This window comes from Streptomyces sp. Ac-502, assembly GCF_045222935.1.
GTDB classification, from domain to species: Bacteria; Actinomycetota; Actinomycetes; order Streptomycetales; family Streptomycetaceae; genus Streptomyces; species Streptomyces monomycini.
The window spans coordinates 3741487-3759243 of sequence record NZ_JBHFFO010000001.1 but is presented as its reverse complement, the minus strand read 5'-3'; the positions used below and the strand labels follow the sequence as shown (position 1 = coordinate 3759243).

Genomic DNA, 17757 nt, shown 5'->3' with positions numbered 1-17757 from the left:
CAAGGCCCCAGACTGTGACAACGAGACGGAATCCGACAGCCGAGGACCCGAGTGGCCCGGAACTGGTGCGCGCGGTGCTGTCGAACGGACTGCGGATCCTGCTGGCCCCGGTGCCTGAGGTACCCCGCGTCGCCGTCTGCGTCACCTACGGGGTGGGGTTCCGTTCCGAGCGACCGGGCGAGGAAGGGCTGGCCCACCTCTTCGAGCATCTGATGTTCCGCGGCAGCGCAAGCCTGCCCGACGGCCGGTTCTACGAGCACCTCCGCCGGCTGGGCAGTGAAGCCAACGGCACCACGCACCAGGACTACACGGACTACTACCAGGTGGTCCCGTCAGCCGGGCTGGAGCTGGCGCTCTTCAGCGAAGCGGACCGCATGCGCGCCCCACGGTTCACGGCGCGTGGCCTTGCCGAACAGATAGCGGGCGTCGAGGCCGAGATCCGGGAGCGCACCCTCGACCGTCCCTACGGCGGCTTTCCCTGGCCACTGCTTCCTCAAGCCCTATACAGGCTGCATCGCAACGCCCATGACGGATACGGCGACATCGCCCGGCTGAAACAAGTGACGCTGCAGGAATGCGCGGACTTCTTCGACGCGCACTATGCCCCCGGCAACGCAGTCCTCACTCTGGCGGGTGGATTCGACCCCCAGAAGGCACTTCTCCTGGTGGAGCGCCATTTCGGCGGCATACCGCCGCGCCCGTGCCTCCCGAGCCCGGAGCTGGACGAGCCGGCCGGCGGCACGGGCACCACCCTGACCTGCGCCGAACCGGGGATACCTGCCACAGCCGTCGCCCTGGGGTTTCACCTCCCGGGACCGGACCGGGAGGTGAACCGCTACCTCGCCACCGTGGTCATCGCCGGGATGCTGAGTGGGAACGGAGCGGCAGACGCCACGGGACGCGTCTGGAAGGCCAGCGGCAGCTGCGGTTTCTTCGGTCCCTTCGACGCCGTGAGCCCGGACGCGCTCATCGTCGCCGGGCTGCTGCCCGGCGGAGCCACACCTGAAGAGTTCACAGCGGCTGTGCGGTGGACCCTCGAACGATGGGCCGGCGGGGATGTGACCGTCAGCGACGTGGAGACGGTGAGGGGCCGCCTGAGCGTGGAGCACGCGAGGAATCACAGCGACCTCGGCGCACGTAGCCGAGCCCTGGGGCGGTTGGAACACCTCTACCGGCATGCGGAGTTGCTCGACGAGATACCGGAGCGTCTCGCGACTGTGTCCACCCACGACGTGACGGATGCCGCGCGGGCTCTCGCGACCGCGCGGCACGGTCTGCTGGTGATCGACCCTGCCCCCGTACGGAGACGGCCTGTGGCCTCCGGCATGCCCGAGAAGCAGGGCGGGCGTCAGCCACGTCGGCCGTACCGCGCACCAGGACGGCCGGTCCGTGGAGACCAGCAGCCGTATCCAATTCCCTTGTTGGGCAAGCACGGGCGTGCGGCGTTCCGCTCAGCGCGGGACGAGGTGCTGCCCCATGGGCTGCGAGTCTCGGCCGTCGAGGATTCCAGGGGGCGGTGGTCGAGGCACGGCTGCGGCTTCCCCTCGGCTCACTCGGCCTGACCGCGCCGCATGCCGTCGGGAAACTCCTGCGCGACAGCGCGGTACCCGGCTTCCCAGCTGCCCTGACGGCGGTCGGCGGAGCCTTCGCCGTGCGCATGAACGGGGACGGACAGTGGCTCGAAGCCCTTGCCCATGTTCCACGCGATGCCCTGGAGACGGGGCTGGCACCCATCGCAGCAGTGGTGGCGGCCGTCGCTGCGGACGGCCCCGGACCGGTGGCCGACAGAGAAAACGGCATGGCGGAATACCCCGCGGACGCCGGGCAGCTGATGGAACAGGCTCTGTGGCGCGGAGCCCGCGAACCGGACGGACAACGTCAGACGACAGGCCCCAGCGTTCAGGGCGGCTGCTTGGCCATCGTGGGAGCCTTGCCCGCGGATGCGGCGCTGAGTCTGGTGAAACAGGTGCTGCCCGCGGCAGCCCATGTCACAGGAGGCACCGCCGGCTGCGGCGAAATTCCGTGGAAATGCGGCGAGCTGACGCATGTGGAGCAGCAGCCGGGTTCCGCGGAGGCGGGATTCCTCCTCTGCTCCCCGGAAACACCCGCCTGCGATGACGAAGCCGCGCGCTACCTCACCACCGCGCTCTTCGGCGGCTACTACGGATCAAGACTGGCCACGGCACTCGGCAGGCTCGGGACGCCCATTACCGAGCTTCTCGTCGGACGTGACCGCTTCGTGGGCCAGCCGCGGGCGTGGATACGAGCAAGGGCAGCCGTTGCGGATACGGCACGGCTGTTGGACACCGTATGCCGGGAGGCGGACCGCCTGGCCCACGAACCGACCGGTGCGGTCGAGCTCGCGCAGGTGGCTGAGTTCTGTGCCGCGCAGATGACATCGGTCTTCGACTCTCCTGCTGCGCTTGCCGACGGCCTCGCCCGGTTCGGCGCACTCGGCTGGTCGCCGGAGTCGGTCACCACGTTCCCCGACAGGCTGGGCGCTGTCACTGCCGGACAGGTGACCCAAACGGCCGCGCAGCTCTTCCAGCACGAGCTACGCGGCGGAGTCCTGATGGGGGATCCCGCGACGCGGGAGGCACTGCACTCCGTGTGGGCGCGATGGGGGCGCTGAGGAAGTCATGACACACGGTTGGCGCCTCCGGACGGCGTTGGCGTCCGGAGGGCAGCACCTTCTAGTCACCGGCCGAAGAGCCCACGGATGCTCCGAGTGCTGCCGCGTCGGCTGCGATCGCCTGCAGTGCGGCCAAGTGATCGGTGAGAGCCTCCCTGCCCGCAGCGCTCAGACGGAGCCAGGTCCTGGGTCGCTTCCCGACGTAGCCCTTGCGCACCTTGATGTACGAGGCGGAATCCAGGGCTGCGATCACTTTGCTCAGAGCGGACTGGGACACCGCGCACCCCTCCTGGACGGCACGGAACTCCGCCTCGGCGCAGCCGGAGAGAAACGCCATCACCGCGAGCCGGGTGGGGTGATGAATCAGCTCGTTGAGCGCGGGAGGGCGTGGGCCGCTGCTCATTTCGCACCCGTCATGGCGCGCTCCCGCTGCAGCAGCAGCCAGTTCACCAGACCACCGCTGACACCCACCGTGATGAACAGGCCGGCCAGTCCGAAGACGAAGGACAGCACGGTGGCCAGCGCGAGCGGAGCCAGGTACGCCGTCGCGAGACGTCGCCTGCTGATGAACCGCGGGACGGTCTGGATGATTCCGGGGCGACGTTCGATCCGCTGGGCGAAGACGACCTGGACGGCCAGCATGACGGCACCCGCGAGTTGACAGCCGGCCGTCAGCTGCCACGGGGCGGTGACGAGAACCCACTGGAGACCGATCAGTGTGAACCCAGCGGCGAACAACAGCCCGTTGAGGGCTGGATACCACGCCGGCAGAGGCTGGGGCCGTTCGACGGCCGCCGCCCGGGCGGCCTCGGCGATGCGCAGTGCCGCTGCGGCCCTGGCGGCGCTGGGTGCGGGTGTGTCCTCCATTGGCAGACCTCCGAACTCCGGTAAGAAGCAGACACTTGAATTCTGGCATTTACATTCCCAGTAGGCAAGTACTAGCGTGGTGGGCATGCGGGCCGGTGCGCAGCGCACGGCCCGACGTGGGCACAGTCGTGCCGTTACACAACACCGCAAGCGCGATGGGGGGACGTCTGTGTTCCATGGGTTGAGCAAGGGGACCGACGACAGGCTGGTGGAGGGGACATGACGGTGACTGCGGACGCCGTTCCGTTGGCGGACGGCGGAACGTACGACCTCGCGATTCAGGCCACCGGGCTGCGGATGCGGTACGGACAGCGGGACGTCCTCGACGGACTGGACCTTCAGGTCCGCCGCGGAGAGCTGTTCGCGCTGCTCGGCCCCAACGGGGCCGGCAAGAGCACCACGATCGAAATCCTTGAAGGTTACCGACGCCGCTCCGCGGGCACCGTCGAGGTGCTGGGGACGGATCCCGAGTGGGACGACTCCGCTTGGCGGGCGCGGATCGGTATCGTGCTTCAGTCTAGTCGGGACCACGGCCGCTGGCAGGTCGGGGACATGCTCGCCCACTTCGCCCGGCACTACGCCGACCCCTTCGACCCAGCCGAGCTGATGGAGCGGGTAGGTCTCACGGCGCAGGCATATCAGCCGCTGAGCACGCTCTCCGGCGGGCAGCGCCGACGACTCGATGTCGCCATGGGCATCGTCGGCCGCCCCGACCTGGTGTTCCTGGACGAGCCGACGACGGGCTTCGATCCCGAGGCGCGCCGTGACTTTCACGAGCTGATTGCGGAACTGCGCAACGAACGCGGCATGACCATCGTACTCACGACACACGACATGACCGAGGCCCAGCAACTCGCCGACCGCATCGGCATCCTGCAGACCGGCCGCATCACCGCAGTCGGCACGCTCGACGAACTCGCTGCGGCGGCCAGCGCCCGCTCCGAGGTCCGGTGGACGGACAAGCACGGAGTGGCACAACGGCTGTTCACCGCGGACCCGTCACAGACCCTCTGGGAGCTGCACCGGCAGTTCAACGGCCCGATCCCCGGAATCGAGGTGCGACGCCCAACCCTTGAGGACGCTTACCTCGGCATGGTCGGCGCCGACCTGCCCGAGGAGGCCCACACCGACCTCACCGCCGCCCGTACGGAGACATCGTGAACGCATTCCGCCTCGGCCTGCAGCGCGGCGCTATCGAGCTGCGTCAGGTCCTGCGCACCCGCAAGGACCTCTACGCGTATCTGTCGACTCCCGTGGTCTTCCTGGGCATCAGCTATTGGCGGGCCGGAGGGGGCAAAGGCGAGATGACACAGTTGTCGCTCGCTGGCGGCATCGCCTCGACCATCGTCATGTTCGGTCTGATGACGGTGCCGCAGTTCCTCTTCGGTGACCGGGAGGACGGGACGCTGCTGCGACTGCGCGGTATCCCCGGAGCGATGACGTCCTACCTCACGGGCAAGACACTCTTCGTCCTGGTCAACCTGATTGCTTCGGTTGTGCTGCTGCTCGTGGGCGGCGCATTGCTGCTGGGAGCCGATCTCCCGAGCGATCCGGGACAGTGGGTCACCCTGTGCTGGGTGGTGCTCCTGGGTATCGCTGCCGTGGTACCGATGGGCGCGGCCATCGGAGCGATGCTTCCTGCGGCGCGGGAAGCCCTGGCCCTCTACATGCTGCCCGTCTTGGGCCTGATGTTTGTCTCCGGCGCCTTCTCGCCGCTGCGGAACCTTCCGTCCTGGCTGCAGAACTTCGCCTCGGTGTTCCCGCTACGCTGGATCGCCCAGGGGGTACGCTCCGCATTGCTTCCGGACACCGCGAAGGTGTTGGAACCCGTAGGGAGTTGGCAGCACCTTCCCATGCTCGGGGTGCTCGCCATCTGGGTGGCTCTGGGCTTTCTGCTGGCTCCCGGGTTGCTGCGCCGGATGACCAGCCGAGAGTCCGGCAGCCGACTCTCCGAACGGGAGCAGAAGCGGATAGCCAAGGCGGCTTACTGAGGAAGCGGGTCGGGTCTGTGCGGGTTATCGCCTGGTTTCGCGCAGACCCGGCCCAGGTTCCACCATCAGGCTCTCATGTATTCGCGTGCCACCAGGGCGGCTTCGGTACGGCTTGTCACGCCGAGGCGTTCGTAGAGGTCGGCGACGCGTCGGTGGAACGTCCGCAGCGATACGCCCAATTCACGCGCCCGAGCCAGGTCTTTTCCTGGCTTGAGGATGAGATTGATGAGTTGTTGGTCGGTGGGTTCCAGGCAGAGACGCACTTCCGCGAGCTGCCCGAGTGTGGTGGCCTGTTTCCACGCCTGCGAAAAGAGTCCCCGCACCACGGCCACCAGATCGGCCTCCGTCGTGACCATGGCGCCGTCGTCCGGGTCTTCGGGGTTCGTGTAGAGGAGAGCTGAACGGTTGTCGCAGATCAGCAGGTTGCTCTGCAGACCTGGTGCGGTACGGATCTCTGCACCGGCAGCGCTGATCTGCCGGACGTATGCGCGAATTGAAGCATCATCCAGCGCGGCGGAGTCTAACAGGTAGCGTATTGCCACACCCCGTCGGATCCAACGCAGCGTCAGGTATTCATGAAGCTCGAAACGGGCGGGTGTCAGCCGGTCCAGCCGGAGGGCAGCGAGCACGTCACGATGGGTGGCGAAGGCCAGGTCTTCGATCTGTTCGCGTATTTCCGCCGTACCGCTCAGGCGGTCTATGCGGACGCCCTCTTGACGCCGTTCCCTCGGCGCCGTAGCGATACCGTTGAGAAGTGGTTCCGCGTTCAACACGTTCCCCCCACGAGGCTCACAAGCCCCCTGCATGCGACTCGGTCTGGTCAGGACTCGTCCGCTCGATGGCGATGAGTCGGAATCACCCCACTCGATCGCAATGAGCCGGAATCGGTCTCCTGATCATAATGAGTCGTAGATGGGTATTCCACTGTTTCCGCCTGGTTTTTGCGGGCTTATACCAAGTCTTGCCCAAGTATCGCAGGCAAATATGAGCCATTTGCTGCCGCGTCTGCACTGGCGCAACAGAAAGCCGGCGCAGCATGCCGGACATCCAGGACAAATGAAAGGTTTTTCATCGATGGTCTACTTGCCGCTGCCGAACCGCCCGTCGCCCCCTGACCTCGCCCCCGTCCGAGACGCCATTCAGAGTGCGCTCAATGACGCCGATGAGGCGGAACGTCCGGGTTTGCGAAGGGCGCTCGACATTGTCAACGAGTTCACCCCTGCCGACGGGTCGCCTGCTACGGAGGAGTGGGCGCGGAAGGCGCTTGCCGTGGCCGGGGTCGACCCGAGGGTTAAGGAGATCAAGGCGATCCAAGCACTCCGGACGGCACGACCAAGCCTGGGCATGAAGGAAGCTACCGCCCTGGTCCGCTCCCTCAGGGCGTAGCTCCCCCGATCGGCCCGAGCCGGCGCCCCTGAACCCCGCACACGTCTCCCTGCGGGCGAGGGGCGCCGGTGGAGCGCATCCCCTTCACGTTTCCTGACCGACGGCACGCATACCGCCCGGTAACACTCCGGCGTCGGCGGGCCTTAGCTTCGCTTCTGTCCCTGCTCCGCGGTCGTCTGCGGTTGGTCGGCGCATGGGCGGAGACGTGGAACGGTCATCTTGAACAGGCGAGGATGACAGGCCGGAGCGGCGCGCAACGCGCAAAGCCAGCCCTCGCGTACGGGAGAGGGCCCTGACGTGAAGCCTTACCACCGATGCGTGAGGCGGAACCGCAGCAGGAGGCCCGCGCCCTGCTCAGCGCACGAGGATCAGGCCGCAGCTGTATGCACGCGCGTGGCCGATGCCACAGGTGAGGGCGGCGACGAATGTCTTCGGGTCGGTGACCGTCAGGGTGCCCTTGATCTCTGCACGGGCGATGCGTAGCCCCTTGTGCGGCGCTGGGCTGGAGACTCGTGGGAGCATGCGCAGAGCGAGCCGTTCGGTGTCCGTGTCGGCGCCGATGCGGGTGACACCGTTGGGGGCGACCGCAGGTTCGTCGGCCGGTTGCAGACGTTGCGAGAACCACGTCCTCACGTGCTCGGGGCGGGTGTGGGCGACGCGGACGCCGCGCGTCGTAGGTGAGCCCGGCGGAGGCGGAACGCTACGGACCGGGTTGACGACCGTACGGAAGTCGACACGGTCACCGGTGCGGAAGGTGCGGTCCACGGTGAGGGGCTCGGGCGCCTCGGACAACACTCTCCGGGGAAGGTGGCTCCAGTCGGCGGGAACGGACGACTGGATCACCAGGTTGAGCCGTGCCTGCCGGAGATCGACGGTCCAGGTCGAAAGGACGCCCATCTGGGATCGGGCGTCGCTGCTGCCGTTGTCCACCCAGCCGGCGAAACCACTCATGACGGTTCGATGCATGTCCTGCGCGTCGATGAGTGATTTGGCGGCGAAAGGGTGCCGGGCGTCCAAGGTCAGCAAGGTCTGGGTGGCGACGAACCGGGCTCCACCGCCCTGGCTTGGCAGCGCGTCCGATGTAGGGGCTGTCGTGTTCACAGGATGATGTCCCATCCGCGGGCGTGCGAAGCGATGGTGATGCGGTGCCGAGTCTCCCAACGGAGGCTATGGACGGCTGCGTCCGAGCCGAATTGCACAGGCTGGTCCGCCAGGGGGCCGACGCCGGGGAGCGGGTGCGGGCTCTCGATCCAAGCCCACGGTCGAGCGCCCGTCACGGGAGGCGGTGGCTCACTGCCGTAGGAAGGTTCTTCAGGGAGCAAGGAATGTGTCTCGAAGGCTTCCATGAGGTTGCCTGGAACGACGCCGAGGGCGAGTTCCCCCGAGGGCGGGCAGGCTTTGCGCCCGAGCCAGAGCAGGTGCTTCGGATGCTCCAGAGCGTGCGAGATCCGCTCCAGGAGCGCTGCGTCCGGGTGCTGCAAGCCGACGAGGAAGGTGGCGTCGGCCAGGTACCAGCGTTCCGTGATGAGGGCGTGGCGGCGGACCTGTCCCGAAAAGAGGGCTCCCGACGTCGGGTCTGCCGTGACGTACTTCGGCGAGCCGTACCAGGCTTCCAGCTCTTCGCGCCCGAACGGGCCGGGTTCCGAACCCGTTGGCGCGGAGACCGCAGCGGTCTTCGCGGCACGCTGGTGGTCGGTGAGGAGGTCCCGGGGGCGCAGCGGAAAGGTGCCTCCACCGACCGTGTGGTAGTCGCGAAGAGGTGTGCCGGGCCGGTCGGCCCGGACTCCGAAAAGGACCTCTGCGAGTTCACCGAGAGGTTGCTCCCGTGGGAGGCCGAGAGCAGCGGCGCACAGGCCGATCACGCCGGACTTCGTGGGACGGGTGTGCGTGTCACGGCGCGCGAACCGGCCGTTGAGACCCCAGGACTGCAGAGGTGCGGCCAGCCGAATGAGCAGGACGTGCGCTTCGTTCACGGGGTAAGGTCCTCTGCCCGTTCCACCACGGTCAGTGATCCCGGCAGTTCCAGTTCCTCCAGCAGCGTGTCGATCTCGGGGTCGTACGTGATCACCCGTTGCGTACGCAGATCTTCGCGGCGGCGACTGACGAAGGCGTGGTGACGCATCAGCCGGCGAACGGCCGCAGGGCCTGCCGGCCCCTCCCCACCGGCCGACACCGAGCCTTCATCCACCGGCCGCTGGTAGGCCGAAGCGTAGTTGTAAGGGCGCTCTCCCTCGAAGGCGAGGACGAGCGCGGGAAGTGATCCGGTGGAAGCGGTGGAGTTCTTCTTCGCTTCAGGGAACGCCTCAACGAAGGCGTTTACGAACTCTTTCTCAGCCTCGGACGCGGCCGTCTCGGCTTCCCGCTCCTCCATTCCGGCGGCCCGCAGATTCGTGCGCAGCTGCGTGCGGTCGAGGACGGCGTGCCGGTAGAAAGTGCCGGAGATCAACGACTGGTATCCGGTCATGCCGGCGCCCGCGTCGTCGGAGGAGTCGAGGAAGCTGAGGGCGTTGCGCTTGCGGTCGAGCTTCGCGTCGTCGGCCGCCGCGTAGAAGTCCTCGATTTGCTCTGCTTCGTGCACGGTAAAGGCGTGCCCGGTCTGGACGGCGCCGTCCACGTTCGGAGAATCGGGGATCTCGGCCAGAAAGCGGCCGTAGAGGGCGATGTCCACGGCGTCGCGGGGGGCCAGTGCGAGCAGAACGGCGTCACGTGTGGCTTTGGGCAACGGCGGCAGGGAAACAGAGCCGGCAGGTTCCACAGCAGGCCTCTCCTCCGTCCCTTCCGCCTCGGACGTCGAAGCCGTCTTCTTCTTGGCGCCACGGCGGGCCTTCTTCACTGCTTCCACGTGAGCCTGGGCTTCGAGGTATTCATCGCGCCACTCCTCGACCTGTGCTGCGTGTCCGGCGATGTGGCTCGCGATTCTTGCCGCGGCATCGGACGGCGCAAAGACGAGGACCTTGGTCAGGTTGGCCACCGTCCTCTTCTTCGGATCGCCGAATTTGAGGCCGCTCGCCTCCATCACCGCACGGGTCGTGACCAGGGCCTTCTCCTTTTCCCAGCCGTACGCGGACTCGAGCTCGCGGCCGGCCAGGAGCGCCCACTCCCGGGTGCGGACGCCCATGCTCCGTCCCTTGAGCGCCCCGCGACCTGCGTTGGCACGGTTGCGGGCGTGGACCCGCTCAGCGCGTCGGCGGGCCTGGCTGGTGATCATGTGGCGCTCCACACCGCCATAGACAAGAGATTTTGGCTGCGCGTTTTCGTCGCGCACCGGGAGGACGGCCGCCAGCGTCTCGATGAGGTGCAGGGAGAGGTACTGGCTCCGAGGGGCCTCGGTCACGAGGTGGTGTCCTTCCGCATTGTCGATTCGTTGTGTGTGTTCCGGCCCAGCGCCGGCGGGGTGTGGAACTCGACCGACCAGCCATAGGCAATACGTGCCTTGCGGTCGTTCCACTTGATGAGGTCCTCGGTCAGCTCAGTCCAGAAGGGCGGTGGTTGTTCGCAGGACCGCAGCCGGGTGACCACATGCTGGAGGTGACGCCAGGGAATGCGGCGACTGGCCACAACACGGTCCAGGAGGCGCTGGGCTCCGGGATTGTCCGGCCCGCGCCCGGTCCCGTCTCCGATCCGGCGGGCTGCGGCACCGAGGCTTCCGTGGCCGTACGAGGGAGTCGAGTGTCCTTGGTGGTAGATGGCGAAGAGGAAGGCCATCCGCTCGAACAGGTCGCGGTAGTCGTCACCGCCGTACCAACCCGCGCGGATGTGGGCGTTGGTATCACCTCTGGCACGGCGGAGCGAGGCAAGGGTTCCGTACTCGCGGTTGCGGACGAGGGTGGTGAGCCAGGCAGTGAGCGCCGCGCTGTCGTGCGGGGCCCGGGGGTGCTCCAGGCCTGCCCCGGCAGGTGGGTGGTGCTCAGTCACGGGCGATCTCCCCTCGCAGTTCGGCCGGGGCCCAGTCACCGGACATGTCTTGGTCGAAGCGTGCGATGGCCCGGGCCCGTGCACGGTGGTTGCGGTCGTTGGGCGGCAGGGTGTCGAGATGCTGAAACATCTGGGTACGAGCCGTTGTCATCAGACGCGATGCGTAGGCGATAAGGGGCTCGGACACCGGGTCGTCGTCTTCCGGCCCTCTGTCGATCACTTCGTCCAGCAGTTCGTGGAAAGGGTTCTCCGCTGCGGGCCAGAAGGCCGACCGGGCGTCGAGTCGTGCCACTTGTCCGGCCTCGTCCGCAGCTCTAACGGCTGGGAAGGCCGTCTCGGCGGCCAGGATGGCCGCGTTCTTGAGGCTTCTCGCGATGTGTTCGGCGATATCGGAGCCCCGGCGGGAAGCTCGGTAGAGGTGGGCGGCCATACCGGGGGCGTAGGGGTAAGCGCCTTGCGTCCAGGCGACGGGCAGTGTCTTGTTGGCCAGCAGGCCCACTGCCCACAGTTGGTACGGTGCGCCCACCCCTTTTCGCTCGTAGGGAAGGGACCGGAGTCGCGCGTACAGGCCGGTGCGGTCATCTCTGACGGCGCTGTAGAGAGCGTGGGCCTCCTGCCAGAGCGCCCTGCTGGGAGACGGCCATAACGGCTTCTTTGTTCCGTTCGTCGTCTTGCTGAACACCGCGTCTTGCAAATGCAGGTCCGGGTCGAGCTCCAAGAGCTCACCGGCGCCGATCAGGACTCTGTCGACGACGATCTGTCCGTGTGGTCCGTGGCCCGCGTGCAAGAGCACGGACCGACCGAGCGCGCTGTGGAGGTCTGCGGGCCCACGGGGCACTCTGGGCTTCGCCTTTTCGCGGAACGTGCGGCGCTCGGCCATGCCGGTGGTCCAGGATGTGTTGAGTGTGCCCTCCGGGCCGTGGGGCGGGTAGAGGTTCAGGCGTAGTGTCTCGCCGAGTGTCTGCCCCAGGGCGACGACGCGGATTCTTGGAGTGAGCCGGCCTGCGGCTAGATTGGTCACTGCGGCGCCGAGCTGCTTCCCGGACATGCGGGCTCGCCCGTACGGGCCGTACACGTGCTGCGTGAGTGTGGCACGGAACGCGTGCGCTGCCGGGAGCGGGTTGTCGAGCGCAAGGTGATGGTGGTCGAAGTGCTGGTTGTAGTCACCAGCGTGCTCGATGATCAACTGAGCCGTTCCCGTGCCGCTCTCGTCGAGGTCTGCCGCCAGCTGGGAGTTCTGCACCAGAGGGCTCGTGGGATGGAACAAGTCCCACGAGTCGTCCGGTTGGCGAGCCAGCCATGCAGCCGCAGGAGCGAGATTGTGCCTGCCGATCACCCAGGTACGCCATTCGTCATCCGAGGACGGACAGGTGCCGGAAGCGAAGCAGATGGCCAGCAGGTGCTCGATGACGGCGACGTTCTCACCTGGTGACGCGCAGTTGAGGAAAGCCAGTTGGTCGGCCAGTGCAAGGAGTGCGCGCAGAGAGTGGTGGGCGGTGGCGCCATCGACGGCCACGGTGGGGATACAGGGTTTGTGACGTGGGTCCCAGGTGGGCCGTTTCCTCGGAGGTCCGCCGGGCGGGAGGGCTTCGGGCAATGCGCAACCTACCGTTCTCTTGGGCATGACGTGGGCCAGAGCGGACCCCGCCGAACGGTGCGGAGGTCAGCAACCTGCAGGGGCCGAGGGCAGGACGTTCTACGCGTCCGCGTCACCCCTGTCGTCCGGGGTCGGACATCCCCGCACGCGCGGGGAGGAACACAGCAAGCGCACTGGAGGCCGTCGACGGGACACCCCCGCTGCAGCGGGAAAGATTCGTAGATGTGCGTCGCCTCTCCTTCTTGCAAGGGCGCTAGGTCAGTCGTTCTGCAGCCCGACGCATTGAGGTGTCTTAGAGTGGAGACTGCCGAGCTATCGGCAGTCTCGGCAGGCCGGCGAGGCCGTGAAGCGGTTCCCGCCCCGTAGGCGCGGGACGGGAACCGCTCAGTGCTGGGACGGGCCGTTCTTGGCGCGCTCACCGCGTCAAGAACGGCTGCCTACCAAAGGCGATCGATGATGTTGCGTATCACCGCAGTAACCACGATGAGCACCAACCTCCCTCCATGGCGTCGTAGCCAATCGCGTGCAGCTCTGCTCGTAAGGCCCTCCGTATTGAGGCTCCAGCCCTGCGGCCACAGGGCGGGGGCGTCGATACGGCTGGCAGCAGAGGCCTGCACGGGTCCAGTTCTACAGCAACTGGTGGGAGGCAGGGGGTAGTTCGCTCATACAGATCTTGACTTAGGCAGGGCAAGAGCGCTTGAGGCTGTCGAGTTAACTACGGGAGTGCCTTGTGGAGGATGTCGACTTGGCCGGAGCAGCGGCATGGGGCATGATCCTGTCGGCCTGAAGGTAGATGCCAGGACCAGCCCTCCCATGAGCACTCCAGCCGTACCCCGGTCATCGCGCCCGACGACGCACGAGCATGCTGAGCGTGGTACGGGCGTCCTTCCGGCGTTCCGGGGTGCGGGCGAGGACGGAGACGAGGGCCACGAAGAACAGGGCGCCCGCGTACAGCAGGCCGGCGGCTCCGCTCAGAGCCGCAGCGTAGTAGGCAACTTGAGAAACCTCGGACACGGGTCACCCTTCTGTCGGAAGCCGGGATCGGCTGGTGCGGTGATGGCTTCAGGGTGTCGTGGGTATGGGACAGCGGGAAGTTGTGCACCCTCACGCTCCGTGATCCCCGCAGCTCAGCCACCAGCTTTTTGACGATGCCGAACCGGTGCCCGCCGTTGCGAAGCGAGAGAGGGGAGCGGTGACAGATACGGAGAGATCCGCCCGCAGGGAACTGGGCGCCATGCTGACGCGACTGTGGGAGGAAGCGGGGCAGCCACCAGCTCGGCAACTTGGCCTTCCGAACTCCACTTTCGGGGGCTGGCGCAGGGGAGAGGCCGCTCCTGCGGTGGGGACGGCAGACCGTGTCTGGTCTGCCGTGCGGAAACTTCAGCAGGCTGCCAACTGCCCCGTCTACACAGACGCCGAGTGGGAAACGGCTTTGCAAGCGGCCCAAGAGGAAGGGACAAGGTGGCGGAACCAGCAGCTTCCCCTCGCCCGTGAGAAGGATCCGTACCACCGCTTCGTCCGGCCGCACGGGCCGGCGGCTGAAGCTGCCGCGGTCCCGGTCCGTGGGCGGAAGCGCGAGCGTACGGCCATGGAGGCGTTCGTCAGCGATCCCAGTACCGCGGCGCCGTCGTACCTCTGCTGGCAGGCTGATGCTCCCGTGGGCAAAACCGTCCTGCTCGCCGACTTCGTACAGAGGCCGCCGCGCCGAACCGACATCTTGAACTTCTTCGTCTCCGCGACGCACGGCACCGATACCCGGGCGAAGTTCGAAGAACACATGGCTGACCAGATCGACGCGCTCCTTCGTTCACCTTTGCGTTGTGTCCCCAACGGTGTACGGCAGTGGAAGCGTCGCTTCACGGAAGCCGCGGAGCAGAGCCTGCAGTACGGGCGGAAGCTCCTGCTGGTGGTTGACGGTCTCGACGATGATGTGGCCTGGACAGACCTGGCTTCTGGCAGTAAGACCGCGGCAACCGGGCGCAGGCCTGTGAACCGCGTCGGCAGTGGGAGCATTGCCGCGCTGTTGCCTGCCTCTCCACCCCCAGGCATGCGAGTCATCGTCTCCCTCAGACGCGGCGGCTGTTTCCCTGACGACTTCCCCACCCGGCACCCGCTGCGCCTGCAGAAGTGCCGCCGCTCTCTCGCGCCTGTCCGGGGAGTGGTACAGGTACGGCGGACACTGCCGGACGTCACCACTCTGGGAAACACGGTGGCGAACCTGCTCGCCACGGCGGGAGGTGGTCTGCGCACGACGGACCTGGCGGAGCTCGCTGGCTCCTCGGTCGAACGGATCGACCGCTTGGTGCAGGGGCAGGCAGGACGCTCCGTCGTCCTGGACGACCCTGTGTTCCGGACATATGCCCTGGCTGGGCCGGAACTTGTCCGGTCGGTTCGAGAGAGCCTCGGGGGGCATGGGATCGCGCAGCACACCCGTACGCTGCTCGCCTGGTCGCAGAGATGGCGCACGGCCGACTGGCCCGAAGAGACGCCTCCGTACCCCCTGGCGCATCAGCTCCGGTTGCTGACCGGTGCCGAAACACGAGCTGCCTACATCCTTGACATGCCGAGGCTTCGCCGGCTCGCCCGCTCGGCGGGCCCGGACGCAGCGCTCGCGCAACTGGAAGCGTTCGAGAGCGCGATCGGTGCCGAAGACACCTCACCCGGCAGCCTGGCGGTGCTGGTCCCACTCGCCGCGGTGCGTGCTCTCCTGCAAGCAGAGTCGCGCGAGGTACCTCCTGGCGCTCCTGCCCTCCTCATCCGGCTGGGCGACGTGAAGCGTGCTCTCGGCTTGGCCCGTTCCGCGCCGACGGCGGCCGCGAGAGCCGTACATCTGGCGGATGCGGCTACGGAGATGGCTTACGAGGAAGAGGAAGGGACGGACGCTGTAGCGCAAGAGGCCGCCGGGTGGCTCTCCCGGAATGACCAAGGTTATCCGGGCAACTACCAGGACCCCGAGACGTTCACACGGCTCCTTGGGGCCGCCCGAACCCTCGTGTCACTGAACAGTCTTGTCGCCGCCCGAACACTGTTGCTGGCCATGGTCCGCAACACGGCAGCAACGACCGAAGCCCTCACCGAGGCAGCCGGGATATTGATCGCGACGGGGGACGAAAGTGTGCTGACGGCATTGCGTGAACGGGCGGAGACCCTGGGAGTGGGCAGCACACGCGGCCGGGCGGCCGCGGTGGACCTGTTGGGAGCACTGGCGCGGGCGATGCCGGCACTCAGCAGCGATGCCGGTGATCGCATCATGGCCATCTGCGGGGACTCCGGCACCTCGGACGGGTTGGGCTTCGTTGACGTCATGGCCTCTGCCGGGTCGGCGCTTGTCAGACTGCCGCGGCGTCGGCACGCCGCGGCTCGCACAGCGGCACAGAAGGCACTGGCTCGGATCGTTGGGGCGCTGGCCGAGCCCGATGCGTTGACCGATGGCGATCAGGCGCATCTCCGTCGCGAGCTGTCCGGGACTCTGGTACGTCTCGCTCAGGCCGTGGACGACGCGGGACGTACGAGGAACGACCTCGGTGACATCGGCCGTCTGCTGCAGTCCTTGCCGGAGCACCTGCGCGTCGGGGTACTCGGCGACGACATCACGGAACGGGCATGGGCAGTTGTCGAAGCCGGTGAGGAACGAAGGACACAAGAAGACGGTGAAGCCTCAACCACGGCTAAGAAACGAAGGAATGCGGAGCGCAGAAAGAAGGATAAGGAGCGAAGAGAACTAAATGCGCAGCGAAACAAGGACAGAAGGACTCGGGCGGAACCAGGAGGCATACAGGGAACAGCGCGGCCTGCTCCGGCACCCCCACCCGCGCGCACGCATCGGCTGTCTGCAGGTCTGCGTCCTCCCGGCGACGGACAGTGTCCGGATCACCTGGTCGTTCTGCAAGAGGCGGACGATCAACTGGGCGCAGGTAATCTCCCGCGCAGCCGGGAACTGGTGGAGACCGCGCTGCGACAGTCTCCCGTCTCGTTCTCTCAGCCGCCCGTCCCGGAGAACTGGACGACAAGGCTTTGTGAAGCTCTGGGCGTAGAAGGCGAGTTCGCATGTGCCGAGGCGCTTGTCGAGCGTCTGCACGGCACACTTGATCGCGTACTTCATGTGTCGGCCATCTCACTCGGGTGCTCGCTCGGCGGGCATAGGGGAGAGGGAGATCGTTACGCCCATGAGGCAGCGCGTCTGGTGTCGGGTGATCCCGACCCCAGCGTGGCGAACGTGGTAGCGCAAGCACTTGCCCACGCAGGTGACGGGCCTGCGGCCACAGCCATGGCCATGGGCCGTACCTCGACGGAGAAGCGGCAGGCGTTGACAGCGGTCGCGGCCGGGCTTACGAGTCATTGCCCAGAGGAAGCGGCTCGTATCGCCGAACCTCTTACGGAGGCACTGAGGCGCCGAATCGACGTGGGTAGCCCACTCCGGACCCTCCCGGAATTGGCAGCTCTCCTGCTCGCCTATCCGGACGTCCGGCAACCGGACCCGCGACTGCACGAAGCGATCCGGCTCGCTTCGCTGCACGTCACCGACACACCTCCGCCATGGCACGCAGCGACCATGACTGTTCTCTCCGCCCTGAGGCATTTCGGCTGCCTCCCGGAGGAGAACAACGATCTCGTCGCGGGCCTGCTGAGCAGATGGCAACGCTCGCTCCAGCCCGGGGAAGGACCCTGCGCCGAGCTTGCCTTGCTCTCAGCCATGGGCGGGAACGCCACTGCCGTGTGGCGTCACGCCGAGGCAGCCCGCACTCGTGAGGAGCGAGCGACGGCGCTCTGTGCGGCGGCCACCCACCTTGCGGGTGTACCGGTAGCCCTGGCCACGGACAGTCGAGCTGGTGACCAGGTGCTCCGGACCTGTCTGGCACTCGCCCGAACTTCTGACAGCGGCACCCCTTCGGCCCAGGCCACGGCTCACCGTATCGCGCGGAGCCTGCTGGTAAGCGATTCGTGGATCTGCACCATCCCGTTGCTCCCTCAGCTTGCTCCTCAGGCGCTCGGGCGCCTGAGCGTGATCGCCGGATACGCCGGCTGGCGCACGCGCTGACCGGAATCCGCGGGTGACAGCTCCGAACGTACGGGGCACGGGGTGATCTGCGTTTCCCGGAGCGGCCACCGTCCCCCAGGCCCTGTCCCTATGCCCGCGGCTCGGCCGGTCCGCGTCGGTGTCATTCACGCCGTCCGCGCACCCGAGGGGGACCAGCGTGATGCGAGAGGGAAGCGGCGCCGGAACCGGTCAGTGGTCCACGTGCCGCGCGGCGTTCGTGTTCGAGACTGCTTGCGGGGTGAACCACATGGTCAGCAGCTCAGCCGCGCTGTGACCTGATGCCGATTCGAACGCCTTGCTGGCCGGTTGAGCCGGGTGTGGTCCAGGGGTG

15 protein-coding genes are annotated in these 17757 nt (G+C 67.2%); 6 read left to right on the top strand and 9 right to left on the bottom strand.

The window, feature by feature from the left end:
• The first annotated feature begins 14 nt into the window (after positions 1 to 14).
• Entirely contained in the window at positions 15 to 1562 is a 1548-nt protein-coding gene (locus ACEXOX_RS17000) for a M16 family metallopeptidase (protein ID WP_406521601.1), read from the top strand.
• Positions 1517 to 2632, top strand: a complete 1116-nt coding sequence (locus ACEXOX_RS16995) for a hypothetical protein (RefSeq protein ID WP_406521600.1) — start codon at positions 1517 to 1519, stop codon at positions 2630 to 2632. Before ACEXOX_RS17000 ends, ACEXOX_RS16995 begins: the two co-directional genes overlap by 46 nt.
• Positions 2633 to 2693: 61 nt before the next feature.
• Here ACEXOX_RS16995 and ACEXOX_RS16990 read toward each other — a convergent pair whose 3' ends face one another.
• Positions 2694 to 3035: a transcriptional regulator gene (locus ACEXOX_RS16990; RefSeq protein WP_406521598.1), complete on the bottom strand. Its 342-nt coding sequence runs from the start codon at positions 3033 to 3035 to the stop codon at positions 2694 to 2696.
• The gene (locus ACEXOX_RS16985; RefSeq protein ID WP_406521596.1) at positions 3032 to 3499 is read right to left on the bottom strand and encodes a hypothetical protein; all 468 of its coding nucleotides are present in this window, start codon (positions 3497 to 3499) and stop codon (positions 3032 to 3034) included. Before ACEXOX_RS16985 ends, ACEXOX_RS16990 begins: the two co-directional genes overlap by 4 nt.
• A gap of 219 nt (positions 3500 to 3718) precedes the next feature.
• Between ACEXOX_RS16985 and ACEXOX_RS16980 the strand changes: the two genes are divergently transcribed.
• Both ACEXOX_RS16980 and ACEXOX_RS16975 read left to right on the top strand, forming a co-directional pair.
• On the top strand, positions 3719 to 4660 hold the full coding sequence (locus ACEXOX_RS16980; protein ID WP_406521594.1) for an ABC transporter ATP-binding protein: 942 nt from the start codon (positions 3719 to 3721) through the stop codon (positions 4658 to 4660).
• Positions 4657 to 5490 carry an ABC transporter permease gene (locus tag ACEXOX_RS16975; RefSeq protein WP_406521592.1) on the top strand — a complete coding sequence of 278 codons (834 nt, stop codon included), beginning with the start codon at positions 4657 to 4659 and terminating at the stop codon, positions 5488 to 5490. Before ACEXOX_RS16980 ends, ACEXOX_RS16975 begins: the two co-directional genes overlap by 4 nt.
• Before the next feature lie 65 nt (positions 5491 to 5555).
• On the opposite strand, the gene ACEXOX_RS16970 is transcribed toward ACEXOX_RS16975, so the two are convergent.
• Positions 5556 to 6263: a hypothetical protein gene (locus tag ACEXOX_RS16970; RefSeq protein WP_406521590.1), complete on the bottom strand. Its 708-nt coding sequence runs from the start codon at positions 6261 to 6263 to the stop codon at positions 5556 to 5558.
• A 139-nt stretch (positions 6264 to 6402) separates the two neighbouring features.
• Between ACEXOX_RS16970 and ACEXOX_RS16965 the strand changes: the two genes are divergently transcribed.
• The gene (locus ACEXOX_RS16965; protein ID WP_406521588.1) at positions 6403 to 6876 is read left to right on the top strand and encodes a hypothetical protein; all 474 of its coding nucleotides are present in this window, start codon (positions 6403 to 6405) and stop codon (positions 6874 to 6876) included.
• Positions 6877 to 7230: 354 nt separating this feature from the next.
• On the opposite strand, the gene ACEXOX_RS16960 is transcribed toward ACEXOX_RS16965, so the two are convergent.
• The 6 genes from ACEXOX_RS16960 to ACEXOX_RS16935 all read right to left on the bottom strand — a co-directional run bounded on the left by ACEXOX_RS16960 (position 7231) and on the right by ACEXOX_RS16935 (position 13402).
• Positions 7231 to 7977 carry a type I-E CRISPR-associated protein Cas6/Cse3/CasE gene (locus ACEXOX_RS16960; protein ID WP_406521587.1) on the bottom strand — a complete coding sequence of 249 codons (747 nt, stop codon included), beginning with the start codon at positions 7975 to 7977 and terminating at the stop codon, positions 7231 to 7233.
• Positions 7974 to 8849, bottom strand: coding sequence for a type I-E CRISPR-associated protein Cas5/CasD (cas5e, locus tag ACEXOX_RS16955; protein WP_406521585.1), 876 nt, complete (start codon positions 8847 to 8849; stop codon positions 7974 to 7976). Before cas5e ends, ACEXOX_RS16960 begins: the two co-directional genes overlap by 4 nt.
• On the bottom strand, positions 8846 to 10210 hold the full coding sequence (locus ACEXOX_RS16950) for a type I-E CRISPR-associated protein Cas7/Cse4/CasC (protein WP_406521583.1): 1365 nt from the start codon (positions 10208 to 10210) through the stop codon (positions 8846 to 8848). The genes cas5e and ACEXOX_RS16950 overlap by 4 nt, the downstream gene beginning before the upstream one ends.
• On the bottom strand, positions 10207 to 10791 hold the full coding sequence (gene casB, locus ACEXOX_RS16945; RefSeq protein WP_406521581.1) for a type I-E CRISPR-associated protein Cse2/CasB: 585 nt from the start codon (positions 10789 to 10791) through the stop codon (positions 10207 to 10209). Before casB ends, ACEXOX_RS16950 begins: the two co-directional genes overlap by 4 nt.
• Positions 10784 to 12415 carry a type I-E CRISPR-associated protein Cse1/CasA gene (locus ACEXOX_RS16940; protein WP_406521579.1) on the bottom strand — a complete coding sequence of 544 codons (1632 nt, stop codon included), beginning with the start codon at positions 12413 to 12415 and terminating at the stop codon, positions 10784 to 10786. Before ACEXOX_RS16940 ends, casB begins: the two co-directional genes overlap by 8 nt.
• Before the next feature lie 810 nt (positions 12416 to 13225).
• Positions 13226 to 13402, bottom strand: coding sequence for a hypothetical protein (locus ACEXOX_RS16935; RefSeq protein ID WP_406521578.1), 177 nt, complete (start codon positions 13400 to 13402; stop codon positions 13226 to 13228).
• 574 nt (positions 13403 to 13976) lie between these two features.
• Between ACEXOX_RS16935 and ACEXOX_RS16930 the strand changes: the two genes are divergently transcribed.
• Positions 13977 to 17426 carry a hypothetical protein gene (locus ACEXOX_RS16930; protein ID WP_406521576.1) on the top strand — a complete coding sequence of 1150 codons (3450 nt, stop codon included), beginning with the start codon at positions 13977 to 13979 and terminating at the stop codon, positions 17424 to 17426.
• Positions 17427 to 17757 lie beyond the last annotated feature (331 nt).

Excerpts from the sequence above, each read along its gene's own strand:
- ACEXOX_RS16965 (WP_406521588.1), top strand. The coding sequence starts at position 6,403 with ATGGGTATTCCACTGTTTCCGCCTGGTTTTTGCGGGCTTATACCAAGT.
- ACEXOX_RS16985 (WP_406521596.1), bottom strand. The coding sequence starts at position 3,499 with ATGGAGGACACACCCGCACCCAGCGCCGCCAGGGCCGCAGCGGCACTG.
- ACEXOX_RS16990 (WP_406521598.1), bottom strand. The coding sequence starts at position 3,035 with ATGAGCAGCGGCCCACGCCCTCCCGCGCTCAACGAGCTGATTCATCAC.
- ACEXOX_RS16980 (WP_406521594.1), top strand. The coding sequence starts at position 3,719 with ATGACGGTGACTGCGGACGCCGTTCCGTTGGCGGACGGCGGAACGTAC.
- ACEXOX_RS16930 (WP_406521576.1), top strand. The coding sequence starts at position 13,977 with ATGGAGGCGTTCGTCAGCGATCCCAGTACCGCGGCGCCGTCGTACCTC.
- ACEXOX_RS16940 (WP_406521579.1), bottom strand. The coding sequence starts at position 12,415 with ATGCCCAAGAGAACGGTAGGTTGCGCATTGCCCGAAGCCCTCCCGCCC.